The organism is Rhizobium sp. P2_G2 (genome assembly GCF_056403555.1).
Map to the genome: position 1 here is coordinate 1 of NZ_JBFUFF010000062.1, position 17,623 is coordinate 17,623.

The 17,623-nt window shown below is 60.4% G+C and carries 11 protein-coding genes and 1 pseudogene; 5 read left to right on the forward strand and 7 right to left on the reverse strand.

What is annotated here, in order from left to right; genetic code table 11:
* The 6 genes and pseudogenes from AC1D06_RS29220 to gmd all read right to left on the reverse strand — a co-directional run.
* The coding region (locus AC1D06_RS29220) for a transposase (protein WP_477968544.1) at positions 1–160 on the reverse strand (160 nt) is incomplete at its 3' end.
* Between the two features lie 1,826 nt (positions 161–1,986).
* A pseudogene (locus tag AC1D06_RS29225) lies at positions 1,987–4,593 on the reverse strand (toxin TcdB middle/N-terminal domain-containing protein); the annotation flags it as partial.
* Positions 4,594–4,830: 237 nt separating this feature from the next.
* Positions 4,831–5,256 (reverse strand): hypothetical protein, encoded by a 426-nt coding sequence (locus tag AC1D06_RS29230; protein WP_477989372.1) that lies wholly within the window; start codon positions 5,254–5,256, stop codon positions 4,831–4,833.
* 146 nt (positions 5,257–5,402) lie between these two features.
* Positions 5,403–6,569 carry an acyltransferase family protein gene (locus AC1D06_RS29235; RefSeq protein WP_477989373.1) on the reverse strand — a complete coding sequence of 389 codons (1,167 nt, stop codon included), beginning with the start codon at positions 6,567–6,569 and terminating at the stop codon, positions 5,403–5,405.
* Between the two features lie 60 nt (positions 6,570–6,629).
* On the reverse strand, positions 6,630–7,562 hold the full coding sequence (fcl, locus tag AC1D06_RS29240; protein WP_477989374.1) for a GDP-L-fucose synthase: 933 nt from the start codon (positions 7,560–7,562) through the stop codon (positions 6,630–6,632).
* 3 nt (positions 7,563–7,565) lie between these two features.
* Positions 7,566–8,636 (reverse strand): GDP-mannose 4,6-dehydratase, encoded by a 1,071-nt coding sequence (gene gmd / locus AC1D06_RS29245; protein WP_477989375.1) that lies wholly within the window; start codon positions 8,634–8,636, stop codon positions 7,566–7,568.
* Between the two features lie 145 nt (positions 8,637–8,781).
* Between gmd and AC1D06_RS29250 the strand changes: the two genes are divergently transcribed.
* The 3 genes from AC1D06_RS29250 (at position 8,782) to AC1D06_RS29260 (ending at position 11,637) form a co-directional block, all read left to right on the forward strand.
* Positions 8,782–8,946: a hypothetical protein gene (locus AC1D06_RS29250; protein WP_477989376.1), complete on the forward strand. Its 165-nt coding sequence runs from the start codon at positions 8,782–8,784 to the stop codon at positions 8,944–8,946.
* A 47-nt stretch (positions 8,947–8,993) separates the two neighbouring features.
* Positions 8,994–10,820: a glutamine--fructose-6-phosphate transaminase (isomerizing) gene (glmS, locus tag AC1D06_RS29255; RefSeq protein ID WP_477989377.1), complete on the forward strand. Its 1,827-nt coding sequence runs from the start codon at positions 8,994–8,996 to the stop codon at positions 10,818–10,820.
* Between the two features lie 76 nt (positions 10,821–10,896).
* Entirely contained in the window at positions 10,897–11,637 is a 741-nt protein-coding gene (locus AC1D06_RS29260) for a DUF502 domain-containing protein (protein WP_477876951.1), read from the forward strand.
* On the opposite strand, the gene recG is transcribed toward AC1D06_RS29260, so the two are convergent.
* Positions 11,576–13,681, reverse strand: a complete 2,106-nt coding sequence (gene recG / locus AC1D06_RS29265; RefSeq protein ID WP_477989411.1) for an ATP-dependent DNA helicase RecG — start codon at positions 13,679–13,681, stop codon at positions 11,576–11,578. The two genes, AC1D06_RS29260 and recG, sit on opposite strands and share 62 nt — an antisense overlap.
* 99 nt (positions 13,682–13,780) lie before the next feature.
* Here recG and AC1D06_RS29270 point away from each other — a divergent pair, with 99 nt between their 5' ends.
* The gene (locus tag AC1D06_RS29270; protein WP_477876950.1) at positions 13,781–14,095 is read left to right on the forward strand and encodes an FAD assembly factor SdhE; all 315 of its coding nucleotides are present in this window, start codon (positions 13,781–13,783) and stop codon (positions 14,093–14,095) included.
* A 26-nt stretch (positions 14,096–14,121) separates the two neighbouring features.
* Positions 14,122–17,622, forward strand: a complete 3,501-nt coding sequence (mfd, locus tag AC1D06_RS29275; protein WP_477989413.1) for a transcription-repair coupling factor — start codon at positions 14,122–14,124, stop codon at positions 17,620–17,622.
* Position 17,623 lies beyond the last annotated feature (1 nt).

The window sequence follows — 17,623 nt, forward strand, 5'->3', positions numbered from 1 at the left end:
GGTTTGCTATAACGTCATGACGACGCGCAACATCAACAACACGAACACCGGGCTGAAAGCTTTCCGCTACAATCCGAGCCTTAACGTCATCCGGCCAACGCCGATTTCCCCGGCGCGGCTCGACAACTTCGTAGCGACCCACAAATCCATCTTCTGCCATGCAAATCTCCAGTTAGTCCTGGAAACCTTCTCGCACACGCAGCAAGCCTCAAAATATAGCCAATCCAATGGGGCGGAGACGGCGCTTACGCGCAGCTGCCCATTGTCATTGTAGAAAAAGCGTTGCTCGGCATAGTTCGCGGYGGTGCTGTCGGGTCCGTTGGTCGCTAGGGTCAGCTGCCCCATGCAGTCGGTGTTGGTGTTTTGCGGCACCTCTAGGCAGTCATACGTGTTGATCGCGATATAGGTCCTCGGGCTGCTGCCGGTGAACTTCATCGTCACCCGACCCAGTCCGTCATATTTGATTGTGGTGACGATCTGGCGGGCATCGGTTTGGGTTATCAGCTGATTGGCGGCGTCGTAAGTATATGTCCAGTGCCCCATGTCCGGGTCGTTAGCGTCAGTCCGGTTGCCTGCCTGGTCATAGGCGTAGGACCAGATCGCAGAGCCTGGGTCACGCACCTCCATGAGGTGCTTCAGATCGTCGTAGCTCGCCGAATAGACCTTGTTATAGCTGGCATCGGTGCTCAGCTTTGTCTGCACCAGCGCCACATCGCCATCCGATGTGGTGGTGGTTTGCGTGAGGCGCTTCCGGCTTCCGGCAACGTCTTCCGTCAGAGTCGCTTGTGCTAGAAGCACGTTGGAACTGCCGGGGTCACTGGTGCCGGCCAGCGCATAGGACCACGCCTTCGTCGTACCGTCCGGCATGACCGTTTGCACGACACGGTTCGCCCAATCGTAGCTGTTGACCGTCCAATGATAACTGCCGTTGCTTGAAGACAACAGCGACTGCTTCCACACATTGCCGCGGCCATCGAACAGCGTCTTGGCGTAAGAATCCGGTGAGGTAGTATCGCCATTCACTTTCGCTAGATATGTCCGGCCGAAACCGTCGATATAGTTGATCGTCTTGGTATACGTGCCATCGGGCAACGGTGCGGTCGTCACGACCAGTGGCATTTGTGTCAGATCGGCCTGACTGCGCAGCGCGCTGAAGCTGCCCTCGTTCTGATAATAGGTGTTAACATAGGCGCCGGTGGTCGTGTTCTGCACCGAGGTTTCACGGCAATAGTCATCGGTGGTATGGGTGACGGAGATGTTGTTGGGATCGGTCTCCGTTGCCGGCACCCGGCAGACGGGGTCATTGACAAAATTCGATGTCAGATAGGTCGTGCCCGACACCCACTTCTGCACCTTGGTCGGCAGGACCTTTTGGCTATCGCCATAGGTCCAGAGCGTCTCCGCCAGCTTGGCGGTGCTGGTGTTGTCCGAAGCGAGCACCGTCTGCCGGGTCATGTTGCCGGTGCTGTCATAGTCGAAGGTCGTGAAGCTGAAGGTGCTGGCGTCACGGAAGACCTTCGTCTGCAGAAGGTTAGTGCCCGTCGGCAGGACATCATTGGCATTGCCGCTGATCGGAACGCCGGTATACCACATGGCCTTCTTGGCGATGATCGTCCCGCCATTGCCCAATCCGTCATAGGTCGTTTCGACATAGGGCCGCGAGACGATATAGGCCGTGGTGTTTTTGTTGAAACTCCAATCCGTCGTATATTCGTCACCGGGAAAGTCGGTACCGTCCGAGTGGGCCAGGCCGAAATGCCGCTCCTCGGTGATGTTGCCGTAATCGTCCCAGTCGCGGGCGATCTTGAGGTAGCGGGTGACGCTGCCTTCGTTCAATGTGGTCAGCGTCGCGAGCAATTGCGCCCGATAGGGCGGGGCGGCTGCGTTGACGCTCCAGGTATTGTTTTCGACCTTCTTCAGCGTRCCTGCGCCATCCTTGTAATCGATCTCGTCGGGCTGGCCGAAGCTGGCCGTATCCTGGCGATAGGTCGTGACGATGGTTGGATTGCCAGTCTCGCCGTTTGCCATCGGCAGCGTCTTGGTCGCGGTGCGGAAGCCGCGGAACTTTCGGTCGGCCGGAACAAACAGGCCGCCCGCATAGCTGTACTGGGTCACCGCGGTGTTGCCGATCCCGTCATCCGTGGTCACCTTCGACACGGTCGCCACGGCAAATGGCAGGAAGGTGTTTTGATAGGCGGTCGAAGCGGCATAGTCGAAGGTCGAGGTGGCGCCCATCTCCGTGGTCACACGGGTCAGCAGATTGGGAAGGGCGGACGACAGAGCCGACTTGGTCTTGGATCGAGTAAGCCTGTAGGACGTGTTGGCAGCGGCGGTGTCGAGCGACTGGCCGACGGTCGACAGTTGCGGCCGGAAGACGACATCCACCAAGCCATCGCCGTCGAAATCACCCAAAACCGCCGTCGTGCCGGTCACCGAGGCGGTTTGGGTCAGGTTGTACGTGCCCGAATCCAGTGAAAAGCGGAAGAAGGTGAAATTGCGATCGGTGTTGGAATAGGCGATGTCTCGCGCCGGATCGGTCGCGGTACCGGGCTGGGTCAGTCTGGCATCTTCGACAATGACCTCCGCCTTGCCGTCGCCGTCCAGATCCCGCAATTGCAGCGAGCCCAAAGTGACGTAGGGCGTATCGCTGCCCTGCTGCAGCAGCTTGCGATAGATGACATTGGTGAACCGGCTGCCGCTCGAGGTTCCCACATTGAGATAAACGGAAACATAGACGTAGAATGCGCACTGGCACTGGGTCTGGATGCTGTCGTTGTTCAACACCTCGAGCATGACGATGTCATCGAGCCCGTCGCCGTTGACATCGCCGTATTCGCACTTGCCGACACAGGGAAATTGCGACTGCACCTGTTCGAGCGTGGTCTGATCGCTCGACGACTTGATTTTGAGGTTGTCGTCGCGGACAAACAACAGCTGCTGCCTGCCATTGTCGAACAGGTTGGCGGTGCCTTGACCGCCTTGCAAGTTGTTATGCTCGGTCGAATCAAGGTTGTCGGTGCCGTTGCCGTCATAATCGACGACCTGGGTATAGGGAGCCGGTTTGGCGCAGAACGCTGCCAGGCGCGTGTCACTCACGCTCCTGCAAGACTGCCAAATCTGCGCTGAGAAAGTGTCTCCGCTCTTGGTGAAGTAGGCGTCTGCGGTGACGACCGGATCGTTTGTGACAGTTCCATCCGGACCAACAACGCCCAGCCGGTTTCGGAACATTGCATAGGTGTCTTTATAGCTCTGACCGAAATGACCGATATTGTAAGACGGGATCGGCAGATGCTGCAGGCAATAATGGTACCAATTCTGCAGTGCGCAATCTATATTGCCAAGCTGCAAGCGAGAGAATGTATTCGTCGTGCCCGCATTTTGATTGTAGAGGTTATAGGTGCAAGGGGCTGGCGCAAATTCCTGGTTGAACTGAGCCGTATAGCCCGATTGCATTTGCAGCAGTTCGCTTATGCCATCCGAATTAACGTCGACAGTCGCCAGAGGACCGGCGCCCTTCAGACTGGCAATGTCGGCAGCAGCACCGAACCCATCGTAGTCGGCGTAGTCGAAGATGGTGTCCTTGGAACCAAGCCCGCCGCTATTTGTGATCGACACCGCGCCGGTCTGCGAATCCACAGCGACGTCGGATTTCTTGCCGTAGCGCTTGATGTTGAGAAGCCGGGATGAGCCGTCGCCGGGCTGGGTGCCATAGTTGAGCTTGTAAGTCTCGACAGTGAGGCCGGCTTCCTGGACCTTGATGGCCGCCATGCGACGGGCGAGAATCGCCAGATTTTGGCCGGTGGCGACAGCGATATCGTCCGGTCTGTCCTCGTAATAGAAGCTGACTATGGCATCGTTGTAGGTGATGGTTTTGGGATAGCAGACCGGCAAATTGGAACCGGGGCAGCTATAGTCGTAGGTGATCTGATTGCCGTTTGTGTCGGTGATTTTGTACACCAACCACTTGGCATACTTGGCCAACGCGTCATTATTAGCCGTGCCGGATAAGAAATTGTTCGCGGGCCGAAACACCATTTTGGTGCCGTCGCGGCTGGTGACCGACCAGGCGTTGTTCGTCCGGTCGCGCGAGATCTGCAGGTAATTTTCCGTCTGGCTGGTGTAAATGTCGGAGCCCGTCTGCGATTTGCAGGAGGCACTGACATTCTGGGCGTCCGAGCACTTCAGCAGTTCCTCGCCATTCAGCAGGAAGACATCGGTGCCGTCTTGATCGGCGGTGGCGCCATCGAATGCCGGGATCGTGCCCTTGTGACGCGCCCGCTCGATGACATCGAAGCCGCTGACACCCCAGGCATAGCCGAGCCAACCCTGGTAGAGCCCGCCGATCTTCGATTTGCGCGTGGATGAGTAGCTCAGCGACAGTTTTGGCTCGAGGCCATGAAACGTCGGCATGTCGATGTCATAGCCATAATCGAGGGTGCCCGCGCCGCCTATGTTTGGAGTTTTTAGGCTTGGCGCTGTCTCGCTCTGCTTGGATGGAACATTTTCCGCAGTGCCGGATGCATTGCCAATGGCCGGAAAAATTAGCGCAAACAACAACACAACGCAAAAGCGAAGTTCTAACGAAATCTTCATAATATCCCCTCGATCCAAGCCCTTTTTGCCGGATCGGGGACACGATTAACATGAGGTTTTTCGTGAGATCAATAAAAAGTAGATGACAGATCAAAAAAAGTTGTATTTTAGCAAATAACTATCAATGGATTCTCTCGCATAACTCAGATGAGTCATGTCAATCAGGCGCACGCCATACGTGCGACAAATTGTCGCACAGATATAGCCCAGCTTCCAATGCAGCCGAGCGCCTGAACTTTACTGTGCCTGCGTGCTTTGGACGTCCGACGTTGTTTGATCGACAGGGTTGCTGTCGGTTTGTACACTCGTCTGGTCAGTGTTGCTGTCGGACGATGTGGTGCCATCATCCACGGGCACACTGCTGGTGTCGGTCGTCGTATCGCTTGTTGTCGTATCGCTTGCGGTCGGGTCGACAGGCAGTTGCTCAAGCACATCAACTTCTGTCGCGTCCGTCGTCCCGTCGGCATATGTCACCCTGACCACCTGACCCGGCTCAAGCCCGTCCAGCGCGACATATTCCCCAAGGTTCAATTCGGCGCCGCTCTCCAATGTCAGAATGCGCGCATTGGCATCGAGCGACACCAGCTTGCCGTCCACTGTCGCAGACAGTGCGGGAAATGCATAGGCAGCCAGGATCGTTGCGAGAACAGGGTAAAGGCGCATTGGAAATATCTCCGTGGAACAACTCGTAGTTAAAGAGCTGTGCTGCGTTTAGCAAGAGGGTGTTGCCAACGCAGGTCGGGAGCGTTCACGTCTCATTTCCCGTGGGAGGAGGGGCGCCGCAAGCTCCCTCCTATCCGATCGAATCCCTATGCCGAAACCGGTCCTGCCACCGGCTTGCGTTGGAGCCTGTTGGCCGCCCGCCGGCCCCAGGCAATGCCTGGCAGCTCGATGAAACGATAGGCGAGGAAAGCCAGGCCGTAGGTGATCGGGATCGTCAGGGCCAGCGCTGCCCAGAAGCGGGGGAAGGGCTGGAGCGCGGGGAAGGTGGTTGCCAGCCATCCGGTGACCGGCAGCATGACGATCAGATGGATCAGGTAGACGCCATAGGAGAGATCGCCGATCCAGCGGCTGAGCGGGTTGGAAAAGATGAAGTCCAAAGGGCCAACCGTACGGCGCAGCAATACCGGCAGCCTGTCCCTGTAGATCAGCGCGAAGAAGCCGAGGACGATGCCGATCTTGATTGCCCGGTGCAGCCCATCGCGGCCGCCGCCGAGCGGCACGAAGATCACCGCGCAGGCGGCCAGCAGGTAGAGCCATTTGGCATGGCCTTCGCCGCGGATCGACATGGCGATTAGCATCCCGGCGGCGAAGAGATGGAATTTCATCGCCAGGATGGAATAGGCGCCGACGACGAAGCCGTTGCGTTCGAGCCAGGCGCCGAGAATCCAGGCGAAGCCGACCAGCAGCGGTATGGCGATCTTCCAGCCGATCCGCATGATCAGCAGCATCAGGAAGGGGAAGACGGCGTAGAACTGCATTTCCAGCCCGATCGACCAGTCGGGCAGCGGCGTCCTGAAATTATGCGTATAGGTCATGCCGAAGACGAAGCTGACATGCATCAGGATATTGGTCAGCGACTGGTCGAGATAGCGGCCGGCATAGGTCAGGGTCTCGGCCATCGAACCGGGCATGACGGCGGCAGAATTCAGCCGCTGCTGCCAGAGTTCCGGGCCGAAATAGAGAGAGACCGCCAGCGCGACATAGTAGAGCGGCGCGATGCGGAAGAAACGCCGGACCCAGAAGATCATCCAGGTCGATGGCTCCGTCCACGGCTCTCGCGCCTCGCGCAGCTGATAGTGGAAGGCCATTAGGAAGCCGGAGATGATGATGAACAGTTCCACTGCCATGTCCGGCTGGTCGAAGACGTCGATCATGTAGCCGGTCAGGAACATGGTATGGCCGACCAGCACCCAGAGCGAGGCAAAGCCGCGCAGGCCGTCGAGAAAGGCGAGCTGATGGCGGCTGTCAGCCATTCAATCATCCCATGTTTCAAGTCGCCGCGGCCCAACGTGATGGGCCGCGTGAAAAAATGTTCAGGCCTTGTTGGCCAGAAACCACAGGTAGACGGCGGTGATGCCRTCGCGCAGGTCGATCTTCGGCGCCCAGCCGGTGGCGCGCAGCTTGTCGGCGCTCATCAGCTTGCGCGGCGTGCCGTCCGGCTTCGAGAGGTCATGGACGATCCGGCCCTGGAAGCCGACGACGTCGCAGACCATCTGCGTCAGTTCGAGGATGGTCAGGTCCTCGCCGGAGCCGACATTGACATGGCCGGCTGCCGAATGCGTCTTCATCAGATGCACGCAGGCGTCGGCGCAATCATCGACGTGAAGGAACTCGCGGCGCGGCGTGCCGGTTCCCCAGACGGTGATGCTCTCTGCGCCTGAGAGCTTTGCCTCATGCGCCTTGCGGATCAGCGCCGGCATGACATGCGATGAATTGAGGTCGAAATTGTCGCCGGGGCCGTAGAGATTGGTCGGCATGCCGGAGATGAAATCGGAGCCGTGCTGCTTGCGGTAGGCGTCGCAGAGCTTGATGCCGGCGATCTTGGCGATCGCATACCACTCGTTGGTCGGCTCGAGAGGGCCAGTCAGCAGCGCTTCCTCGGTGATCGGCTGGGCTGCGAATTTCGGATAGATGCAGGACGAGCCGAGGAACATCAGCTTTTCGATGCCGACCTTGTGGGCACCGTGGATGATGTTGGCCTCGATCATCAGGTTGTCGTAGAGGAAGTCCGCCGAATAGGTATCGTTGGCGAGAATGCCGCCGACCTTGGCTGCGGCAAGGAAGACGGCATCCGGCCTGGTCTTCTCGATCCAGGCGGTCGTCGCAGCCTGATCGCGCAAGTCTGCATCCTGTCGCGAGGCGGTGATCACCTGGCAATCCTCGCTCGCCAGCCGGCGGACGATGGCCGAGCCGACCATGCCGCGGTGGCCGGCGACCCAGACCTTCTTGCCCTTGAGAGCATACATGGATCAGGCCTCTTTCATCACAGTGGCGGTCTGCATGACCTTGAGGTCCTCGTTGACCATTTCGCGGCAGAGATCGCGGACGGAGGTCTCGTGCTTCCAGCCGAGCCTCTGGTGCGCCTTGGAGGGGTCGCCGATCAGGAGTTCGACTTCCGTCGGACGGAAATAACGCGGATCGACTTCGACGATGCATCTGCCGGAGAGCGTGTCGTAGCCCTTTTCCTCGACGCCTTCGCCACGCCATTCGAGATGGATGCCGACATCCTCGAAGGCCCAGGTGACGAATTGTCGGACTTCGGTGGTCTCGCCGGTGGCGAGCACATAGTCGCTCGATTCATCCTGCTGCAGCATCAGCCACATGCCCCTCACATATTCGCGCGCATGGCCCCAGTCGCGCTTGGCGTCGAGATTGCCGAGGAAGAGCTTTTCCTGCTTGCCGAGCCGGATGGCGGCTGCCGCGCGGGTGATCTTGCGGGTGACGAAAGTCTCGCCGCGCAGCGGGCTCTCATGGTTGAAGAGAATGCCGTTCGACGCATGCATGCCATAGGCTTCGCGGTAATTGACCACGATCCAGTAGGCGTAGAGCTTTGCGGCGGCATAGGGGCTGCGCGGGTAGAAGGGCGTGGTTTCGCGCTGCGGCACTTCCTGGACCAGGCCGTAAAGCTCCGACGTCGAGGCCTGGTAGAAGCGGGTGGTCTTTTCGAGGCCGAGAATGCGGATGGCTTCCAAGAGCCTCAGCGTGCCGATGCCGTCGGCATTGGCGGTATATTCCGGTGTCTCGAAGGACACGCGCACATGGCTCTGGGCGGCGAGGTTATAAATCTCGTCGGGCTGGCATTCCTGGACGATGCGGATGAGATTGGTCGAATCCGTCATGTCGCCATAGTGCAGGAAGAAGCGCTGGTCCTGTTCGTGCGGATCCTGGTAGATGTTTTCGATGCGGCTGGTGTTGAACGAGGAAGAACGGCGCTTGATGCCGTGGACGATATAGCCCTTGCTCAGCAGAAGCTCTGCGAGATAGGCTCCGTCCTGGCCGGTAATGCCGGTGATCAGCGCTACTTTCTTGTTGTTCTTCAATGCAGTCTCCTGTCGCACACAATCGGATCGGGCATGCCATTCATACCGTCAACCGCGCTAGAGGCGGAATCTGGCGGTAAAATGTCCAATCCGCGGGAACGGCCCAAGCGAGGCGCCGGAAGAGAGTGCCCGGGACGCCGATCGCATGGAAATTTCAGGACATTGCTGGCTTGCCTTGTTGGTCCGCTGCATAACGGATGTGCTGCAAATATGCAACAAATCCGGGATCATCAGGTTGCGGGAAATTTTTGGTGTGGCACCGTTAACGGTGGAAACCGAAATTGATGCGGCTCAGGTTGCCGTAGCCTGATTTTCCGGTCAAAAAGCCTGTTCGTTGAACTGTTTGGGAGACATCGCATGTGCGGAATCGTCGGGATCGTGGGTGTTCAACCGGTGGCGGGGCGGCTTGTCGATGCCCTGAAGCGGCTCGAATATCGCGGATACGATTCCGCTGGCATCGCCACCATCGTTGAAGGCCGGCTCGAGCGCCGCCGCGCCGAAGGCAAGCTCGGCAATCTTGAAGCGAGGCTCGCGGCTGAACCTTTGGCGGGCAATTCCGGCATTGCCCATACGCGCTGGGCGACGCATGGCGTGCCGAACGAAACCAATGCGCATCCGCATTTTGCCGGCGGCGTTGCCGTCGTCCACAACGGCATCATCGAAAATTTCGCCGAGATCAAGCAGGAGCTGACCGCCAAAGGCGTCAGCTTTGCCAGCCAGACCGATACCGAAGTCGTGGCGCAGATGCTCGCGGACCAGGTCGGGGCAGGGGTCTCGCCACGGCAGGCCGTGCAGGCGATGCTGAAGCGCGTTACCGGCGCCTATGCGCTGGCGATCATGTTCGAAAGCGAGCCCGAGACGATCTACGCCGCCCGCTCCGGCCCGCCGCTCGCCATCGGCTATGGCAAAGGCGAGATGTATCTTGGCTCCGATGCTATCGCGCTGGCGCCCTTTACCAACCAGGTTTCTTACCTCGTCGATGGCGATTGGTCGGTGATTTCACGGACTGGCGCGGAGATCATGGATATAGAGGGCCGGCCTGTGAGCCGGCCGCGCCAGCAGTCTACGGCGTCAGCCTATGTCATCATCGACAAGGGCAACCATCGGCATTTCATGGAGAAGGAGATCTATGAGCAGCCGGAGGCGATTTCGCACACGCTTGGCCACTATATCGACTTTGCCGAAAAACGCGTTCGTGACGTGCCCGAGATCGACTTTTCCAAGCTGCAGAGCCTGGCGATTTCCGCCTGCGGCACCGCTTATCTGGCGGGACTGACATCGAAATACTGGTTCGAACGCTATGCGCGCCTGCCGATCGAAATCGACGTCGCCTCAGAATTCCGCTATCGCGAAGTGCCGCTGGCGCCATCATCCGCCGCCCTTTTCATCTCGCAGTCGGGCGAAACCGCCGATACGCTCGCCTCATTGCGCTATTGCCGGGAGGCGGGGCTCAGAATCGGCGCCGTCGTCAATGTCCGGGAATCGACGATTGCGCGGGAATCGGACGCAGTCTTCCCGATCCTTGCCGGGCCGGAGATCGGCGTTGCCTCGACCAAGGCGTTCACCAGCCAGCTGACCGTCCTCGCGGCACTCGCCATCGCTGCCGGCCGGCAGCGCGGCACATTGTCCGCCGAGCAGGAGCGAACGCTCGTCGGTCATCTCGCCGAGATGCCGCGCGTGATGAGCGCGGTGCTCAACCGCATCCAGCCGATGATGGAGACGCTGTCGCGCGAGCTGTCGCGCTGCAAGGACGTGCTCTATCTCGGCCGCGGCACGAGTTTTCCGCTCGCCATGGAAGGCGCGCTGAAGCTGAAGGAGATTTCCTATATCCACGCCGAGGGCTATGCCGCCGGCGAGCTCAAGCACGGCCCGATCGCGCTGATCGACGAAAACATGCCGGTGATCGTCATTGCTCCGCATGACCGCTTCTTCGAGAAGACGGTGTCGAACATGCAGGAGGTGGCCGCCCGCGGCGGCCGGATCATCCTCGTCACCGATGCACGGGGCGCAGCGGCGACGACGCTGCCGACCATGGCAACGATCACATTGCCGGATGCCGACGAATCGATCMAGCCGATGATCTTTTCGCTGCCGATTCAGCTGATTGCCTATCACACGGCCGTATTCATGGGCACCGATGTCGACCAGCCGAGAAACCTGGCGAAATCGGTCACGGTGGAGTGAATGCGACGAAAATGCGCTTGTGCAGCGCGGGAATGCCGCGCTAAGATTCAGGGGTGTTGTAGGACTGGATTGCGCAATGGATGAATTGCCGCTTAAACCCCCGAAGACGCCGCTMGGCGTGCGATTGCGCAACAATTTTCTCACCGGGCTGATCATCTGTGCCCCGATCGCCATTACCATCTGGTTGACCTGGACCTTCATTCATTGGGCCGACAGTTGGGTCGAGCCCTATATTCCGTCGCCCTTTTCGCCAGAGCACTATACGAAATTCGCCGTGCCCGGTTTTGGCCTGTTGATTGCGGTGATCCTCATCACCCTGATCGGCGTTTTCGCCAAGAACCTGATTGGCCAATCGATCGTCCAGTTCGGCGAGTCGATCCTGGCGCGCATGCCGCTGGTACGATCGCTCTACAAGGGCCTGAAGCAGATCTTCGAGACGGTGCTGCGTGAGCGGACGAATTCGTTCAAGAAAGTCGGCATGATCGAATATCCGTCGCCAGGCCTGTGGTCGATGGTGTTCATCGCCACTGACGCAGCGGGCGAAATCGCCTCGCGCTTCAATGACAAGGGCATGGACATGGTGGCGGTGTTCCTGCCGCCGACACCGGTTCCGACCGCGGGATTCCTGGTTTTCGTCGAGCGCTCCAAGATCATGGAGCTCGACATGACGCCGGAAGATGCCGCCAAGCTGCTGATCTCCGGCGGCCTCGTGGCACCGGAATGGTCGCCAAAAGAAATCGACGTCGAGCCGCCCGTCAGCCCGCGTTCAGAAACCGGATCGCTTCGTCGCGCCGGAACAGATAAAGTAGCGTCCTGACCGCCGTGCCGCGTTCGCTGGTCAATTCGGGATCACGATCGAGCAGATAGTGTGCGTCCTTGCGGGCGATCTCCAGGAGGTCGCCATGGGCTTCAAGGCTGGCAATGGCAAAGCCTGGCGTGCCGGACTGACGCGTGCCGAGCAGTTCGCCCTCGCCACGCAGCTTGAGATCCTCCTCGGCGATGAGGAAGCCGTCCTCGGTTTCGCGCATGATCTTCAACCGCGACTGCGCGTTTTCGCTGAGCGGCCCTTTGTAGAGCAGGATGCAGCTTGACGCTTCGCTGCCGCGTCCGACGCGGCCGCGCAACTGGTGCAGCTGCGCCAGGCCGAAACGTTCGGCATGCTCGATCACCATGATCGACGCGTCGGGCACGTCGACGCCGACCTCGATCACCGTCGTGGCGACCAGGAGCCGCGTCTCGCTGTTCTTGAAGGCGGACATGATGGCGTCCTTTTCCGGCCCGCTCATGCGTCCATGAATGAGAGTGGCCTGGTCGCCAAAGGTTTGCGCCAGCACGGCATGCCGTTCCTCGACCGATATCAGGTCCGATTCTTCGGATTCTTCCACCAATGGACAAATCCAGTAGACCTTGCGGCCCTCGGCCACGGCGGCCCGGAGGCGATCGATGATCTCGCCGATACGTTCGGCGGGCATGATCACGGTCTGGATCGGCTTGCGACCGGCCGGTTTTTCGGTGAGTTTCGACACATCCATATCACCGAACGCGGCGAGGACCAGGGTGCGCGGGATGGGCGTCGCCGTCATCACCAGCATATGCGGCGAGATGCCCTTGGCCGTCAGCCGTAGCCGCTGGTGAACGCCGAAGCGATGCTGTTCGTCGACAACGGCGAGAAGCAGGTTGCTGTAGCTGACATTGTCCTGAAACAGCGCATGCGTGCCGATGACGATCTGCGCTTCGCCGGATGCGATGCGCTCGACAATGTCTTCGCGCTCGCGGCCCTTGGTGCGGCCTGTCAGGATTTCGATACGGATATCGGCCTTGCGCGCCATCTGGCTGATCGTGGCAAAATGCTGCCGGGCGAGGATTTCCGTCGGCGCCATCAGCACGGCCTGGCCGCCGCTCTCGACTGCCGCCAGCATCGAGAGAAGCGCCACCACGGTTTTGCCCGAGCCGACATCGCCCTGCAGCAGCCTGAGCATGCAGTCCTTGCCGGCCATGTCGTGCAGGATATCGCCGATCGCCGCCTGCTGGCTGTTGGTCAACGAGAAGGGCAGGGCATCGACGACCTTGGTCGACAGTTCACCGGTCGGCGACACCGGCGTGCCGGGTGTCTTGCGCAGCCGCGACCGCACAAGCGCCAGCGACAATTGGCCAGCGAGGAATTCATCATAGGCAAGCCGGCGCCGGGCTGGCGCCTGCGGATCGATGTCATGGGCATCACGTGGATCATGAACCATCCGAAATGCGGTGGCGACGGGCATGAAGCCCTGCTGCTGGACGAGTGCGACGTCTGCCCATTCCGGCATGTCCGGTACCTTGGCGACGGCCGCCTCGATCGTCTTGCGCAGGATTTTCGGCGAGAGCCCGGCCGTCAGGCCGTAAATCGGTTCGATCATCGGCAGCGTCTCGCCTTCGGAGAGGCGCGCAACATGATCGGGATGCACCATCGAGGCGCGGCCGTTGAACCAGTCGATCTTGCCGCTGACCATCACCGTCTCGTCGACGGGAAACTGCTTCTGCAGCCAGTCGCCATAGGAACGGAAATAGGTCAGCGCCAGTTCGCCGGTGTCGTCATGCAGGAAGATGCGGTAGGGCACATTGCGATTGCCGCGCGGCGGCGGCTGGTGACGGTCGACGCGGGCGGTGACGGTGACGATCGCGCCTGGCGCCGCCAGCGCGATGCCCGGCTGGTTGCGGCGGTCGATCAGGCTGGCGGGCACATGGAAAAGCAGGTCGATGATCCGGCAATCCTCGATCGCTTCGCGGCCGAGCAGCCGCGCATAGAGTTCGCCGGTCTTGGCGCCGATTCCGGGCAGCGACGAGAGCGAAGCGAACAGTGGATCGAGGATGAATGGGCGCATGAGCGCAATAGATGCCGTGTCCCGGATGATTTGCAAGGCTGACAAGCCGATTTTCAGGGGATATAGAGTGCCTCTTTCATAGAGGAATCCGCGAGCCCCATGACCGGAACGAACCGCACCAGCGCTGAGCTTGATCCCCGCCGCAGGCGCCTGCTGTTTCGCGCCTGGCATCGTGGCATCCGCGAGATGGACCTGATCTTCGGCCAGTTCGCCGATACCGAGCTACCGCATCTGGCGGACACGGAACTGGATGAATTCGAGCGCATTCTGACCGAAGACGACAATGATCTTTTCAAATGGATCTGCGGTGGAGAGACCTTGCCGGATCGGCTGACCACGCCGCTTTTTGCGCGAGTCATGGCTTTCCGGCCGGAAGAGGCATTCGCATCTGCGATCGATACAGGCAAGGTTTGATGCTGACAGAAAACAAGACGGGACAGGTGATCCCCGGTTTCGATCCTCAAAAAGTGCTTGCGGATGCGAAAAGCTTCACGATCGGCAATGTCCCTGCCGGCGTCGATGCGCTGCTGCTTGCCGAACTGGCGCAATCCGGCGCGCCGATCGCCTATGTTCTCTCCGACGGCCAGCATATTTCCGATCTTGAGCAGATGCTCGCCTTCCACGCGCCGGAAATTCCGGTGCTGAGCCTGCCGGGCTGGGACTGCCTGCCCTATGACCGCGTCTCGCCCGGTACCGATGTCTCCGCCCGGAGACTTTCGGCGCTGTCCGGCCTGATCAGCCATGCCAGGAATCCGCATCCGGCGATCCTGCTGACGACAGCCAACGCGCTGGTGCAGAGGCTGCCGCCGCGCGAGGCGATTGCCGCCATGGGTTTTTCGGCCAAGCCCGGCCAGACGATGCGGATGGATGACATTGCCTCGCGGCTGGAACGCAACGGCTTCGACCGCACCGATACGGTGCGCGAAGTCGGCGAATTTGCCGTGCGCGGCGGCATTCTCGACGTGTTCATGCCTGGTGAGGAACAGCCGTTCCGGCTGGATTTCTTCGGCGACACGCTGGAGACGATCCGTTCCTTCGATCCCTTGACGCAGCGCACGACGGGACAGGTGCGTTCGCTGGAACTCAATCCGATGAGCGAAGTGTCGCTCAATCCGGACATGATCAGCCGTTTCCGGCGGAACTACCTGACCATGTTCGGCGCGGCGACGCGCGACGATGCGCTCTATCACGCCATTTCCGAAAGCCGCCGTTTTGCCGGCATGGAACATTGGCTGCCGCTCTATTACGAGACGCTCGAAACCCTGTTCGATTATCTCGGCGCCTTCCGTATCCTGACCGACCATACGCTGCAGGAAGCGGCGGTCGAGCGCTTCAAGCTGATCACCGATTATTATGAAGCGCGGCTGGAAAGCGGCAAGCCGCAGAAGGGCATGACGCAGGGCGCGCCCTACAAACCGGTGCCGCCCGACCAACTCTATCTTTCCGATGAACAGGTGAAACTGGCGCTCGCCGAAAAGGGCGCGATCCGTGTCACGCCGTTCAACGAGCATGAGGGCGAGGCGCGCAAGGTCGTAGTACTTGAAGCGCGGCCGGGTATGCGCTGGGCGCGCGCCGGCGAGCAGCAGGGCGAAGAGCGGGTCAACGTCTTCACCGCCGCCGTCAAGCACATTGCCGACCATCGCGCCAAGGGCGACAAGGTGGTGATATCAGGCTGGTCCGAAGGTTCGCTCGACCGCCTGCTGCAGGTGCTGGCCGAGCATGGACTGGAACGCGTCGTTCCGGTGGAGAGCCTTGCCGGCGCGATGAAGCTCAAAGCCGGTGAGGCGGCCTCGACGGTGCTGTCGCTCGAAAGCGGCTTCGAGACGGGAAAGCTCGTTGTTATCGGCGAGCAGGATATTCTGGGCGACCGGCTCGTCCGTCGCGCCAAGCGCAAGCGCCGCTCGGCCGATTTCATCTCCGAAGCCTCGTCGATCGACGAAGGCTCGATCGTCGTTCATGCCGAACATGGCATCGGCAAGTTCATGGGCTTGGTGACGATCGAGGCGGCCGGCGCGCCCAGAGCCTGCCTGGAAATCCAGTATGCCGGCGGCGACAAGCTGTTCCTGCCGGTCGAAAATATCGAACTGCTGTCGCGCTTCGGCTCGGACGCAACGGAGGTGCAGCTCGACAAGCTCGGCGGTGTCGCCTGGCAGGCGCGCAAGGCCAAGCTGAAGAAGCGGCTGCTCGACATGGCCGCCGGCCTGATCAAGATCGCGGCCGAACGCACCATGCGGCATGCGCCGGTGCTGGCTTCGCCCGAGGGGCTCTATGACGAGTTCTCCGCCCGCTTCCCCTATGACGAAACGGAAGACCAGGCCAGTGCGATCGAGGCCGCGCGTGAAGATCTCGCCGCTGGTCGGCCCATGGACCGGCTGATCTGCGGCGATGTCGGTTTTGGCAAGACCGAAGTGGCGCTGCGTGCTGCTTTCATCGCTGCGATGAATGGCGCGCAGGTGGCAGTCGTCGTGCCGACGACGCTGCTGTCCCGCCAGCATTTCAAGACGTTCTCCGAGCGCATGCGCGGCTTCCCCATCCGCATTCGCCAGGCCTCGCGGCTGGTCGGAACGAAGGAACTCAACGAGACGAAGAAGGAGCTCGCGGAGGGCAAGGCCGATCTCGTGGTCGGCACGCATGCGCTGCTCGGCTCCGGCATCAAATTCGCCAATCTGGGCCTGCTGATCGTCGACGAAGAGCAGCATTTCGGGGTCAAGCACAAGGAACGCCTCAAGGAGCTGAAATCCGATGTGCACGTGCTGACGCTCTCGGCGACGCCGATTCCCCGCACGCTGCAACTGGCGCTGACAGGCGTTCGCGAACTGTCGCTGATCACCACCGCGCCCGTTGACCGCATGGCGGTGCGCACCTTCATTTCGCCTTTCGATCCGCTGGTGATCCGCGAAACGCTGATGCGCGAGCACTATCGTGGCGGACAAAGCTTTTATGTCTGCCCACGCATTTCCGACCTCGAGGAAATCCAGATCTTCCTGCGCGAGGCGGTGCCGGAACTCAAGGTCGCCACCGCCCATGGCCAGATGCCGGCGGGCGAACTCGACGACATCATGAACGCCTTCTACGACGGCCAGTATGATGTGCTCTTATCGACAACAATCGTCGAATCCGGCCTTGACGTGCCGACGGCCAATACGCTGATCGTACATCGCGCCGATATGTTCGGCCTCGCGCAGCTCTATCAGATCCGCGGTCGCGTCGGTCGTTCCAAGGTGCGTGCCTTTGCGCTGCTGACGCTGCCGGTCAACAAGACGCTGACGACCATGGCCGACAAGCGGCTGAAGGTGCTGCAATCGCTCGACACGCTCGGCGCCGGCTTCCAGCTTGCCAGCCACGACCTCGACCTGCGTGGCGCCGGCAACCTGCTGGGCGAAGAACAGTCCGGCCATATCAAGGAAGTCGGCTTCGAACTCTACCAGCAGATGCTCGAAGAAGCGGTGCTGGAAATCAAGGGCGATGAACAGTTGCCCGATACCGGCTGGTCGCCACAGATCGTCATCGGCGTCACGGTGATGATCCCGGAACATTACGTGCCGGACCTGCATCTCAGGATGCAGCTCTATCGGCGTCTCGGCGATCTGGAAAACTTAAAAGAGATCGACGGCTTCGGCGCAGAGCTGATCGACCGCTTCGGCCCGATGCCGCCCGAGGTCGAGGCGCTGCTCAAGGTCGTCTACATCAAGTCGCTTTGCCGCACCGCCAATGTCGAGAAGCTGGAAGCCGGGCCGAAGGGCATCGTCGTGCAGTTCCGCGAAAAGGTGTTTCCGAACCCGGCCGGGCTGGTCGCCTATATCGCCAAGCAGGGGACGCTGGCGAAGATCCGGCCTGATCATTCGATGTTCCTGGCGCGCGACCTGCCGAGCCCGGAAAAGCGCATGGCAGCTGCGGCGGTGCTGATGACGCAGTTGGCGGAGATTGCGGGGAAGGGGTGAA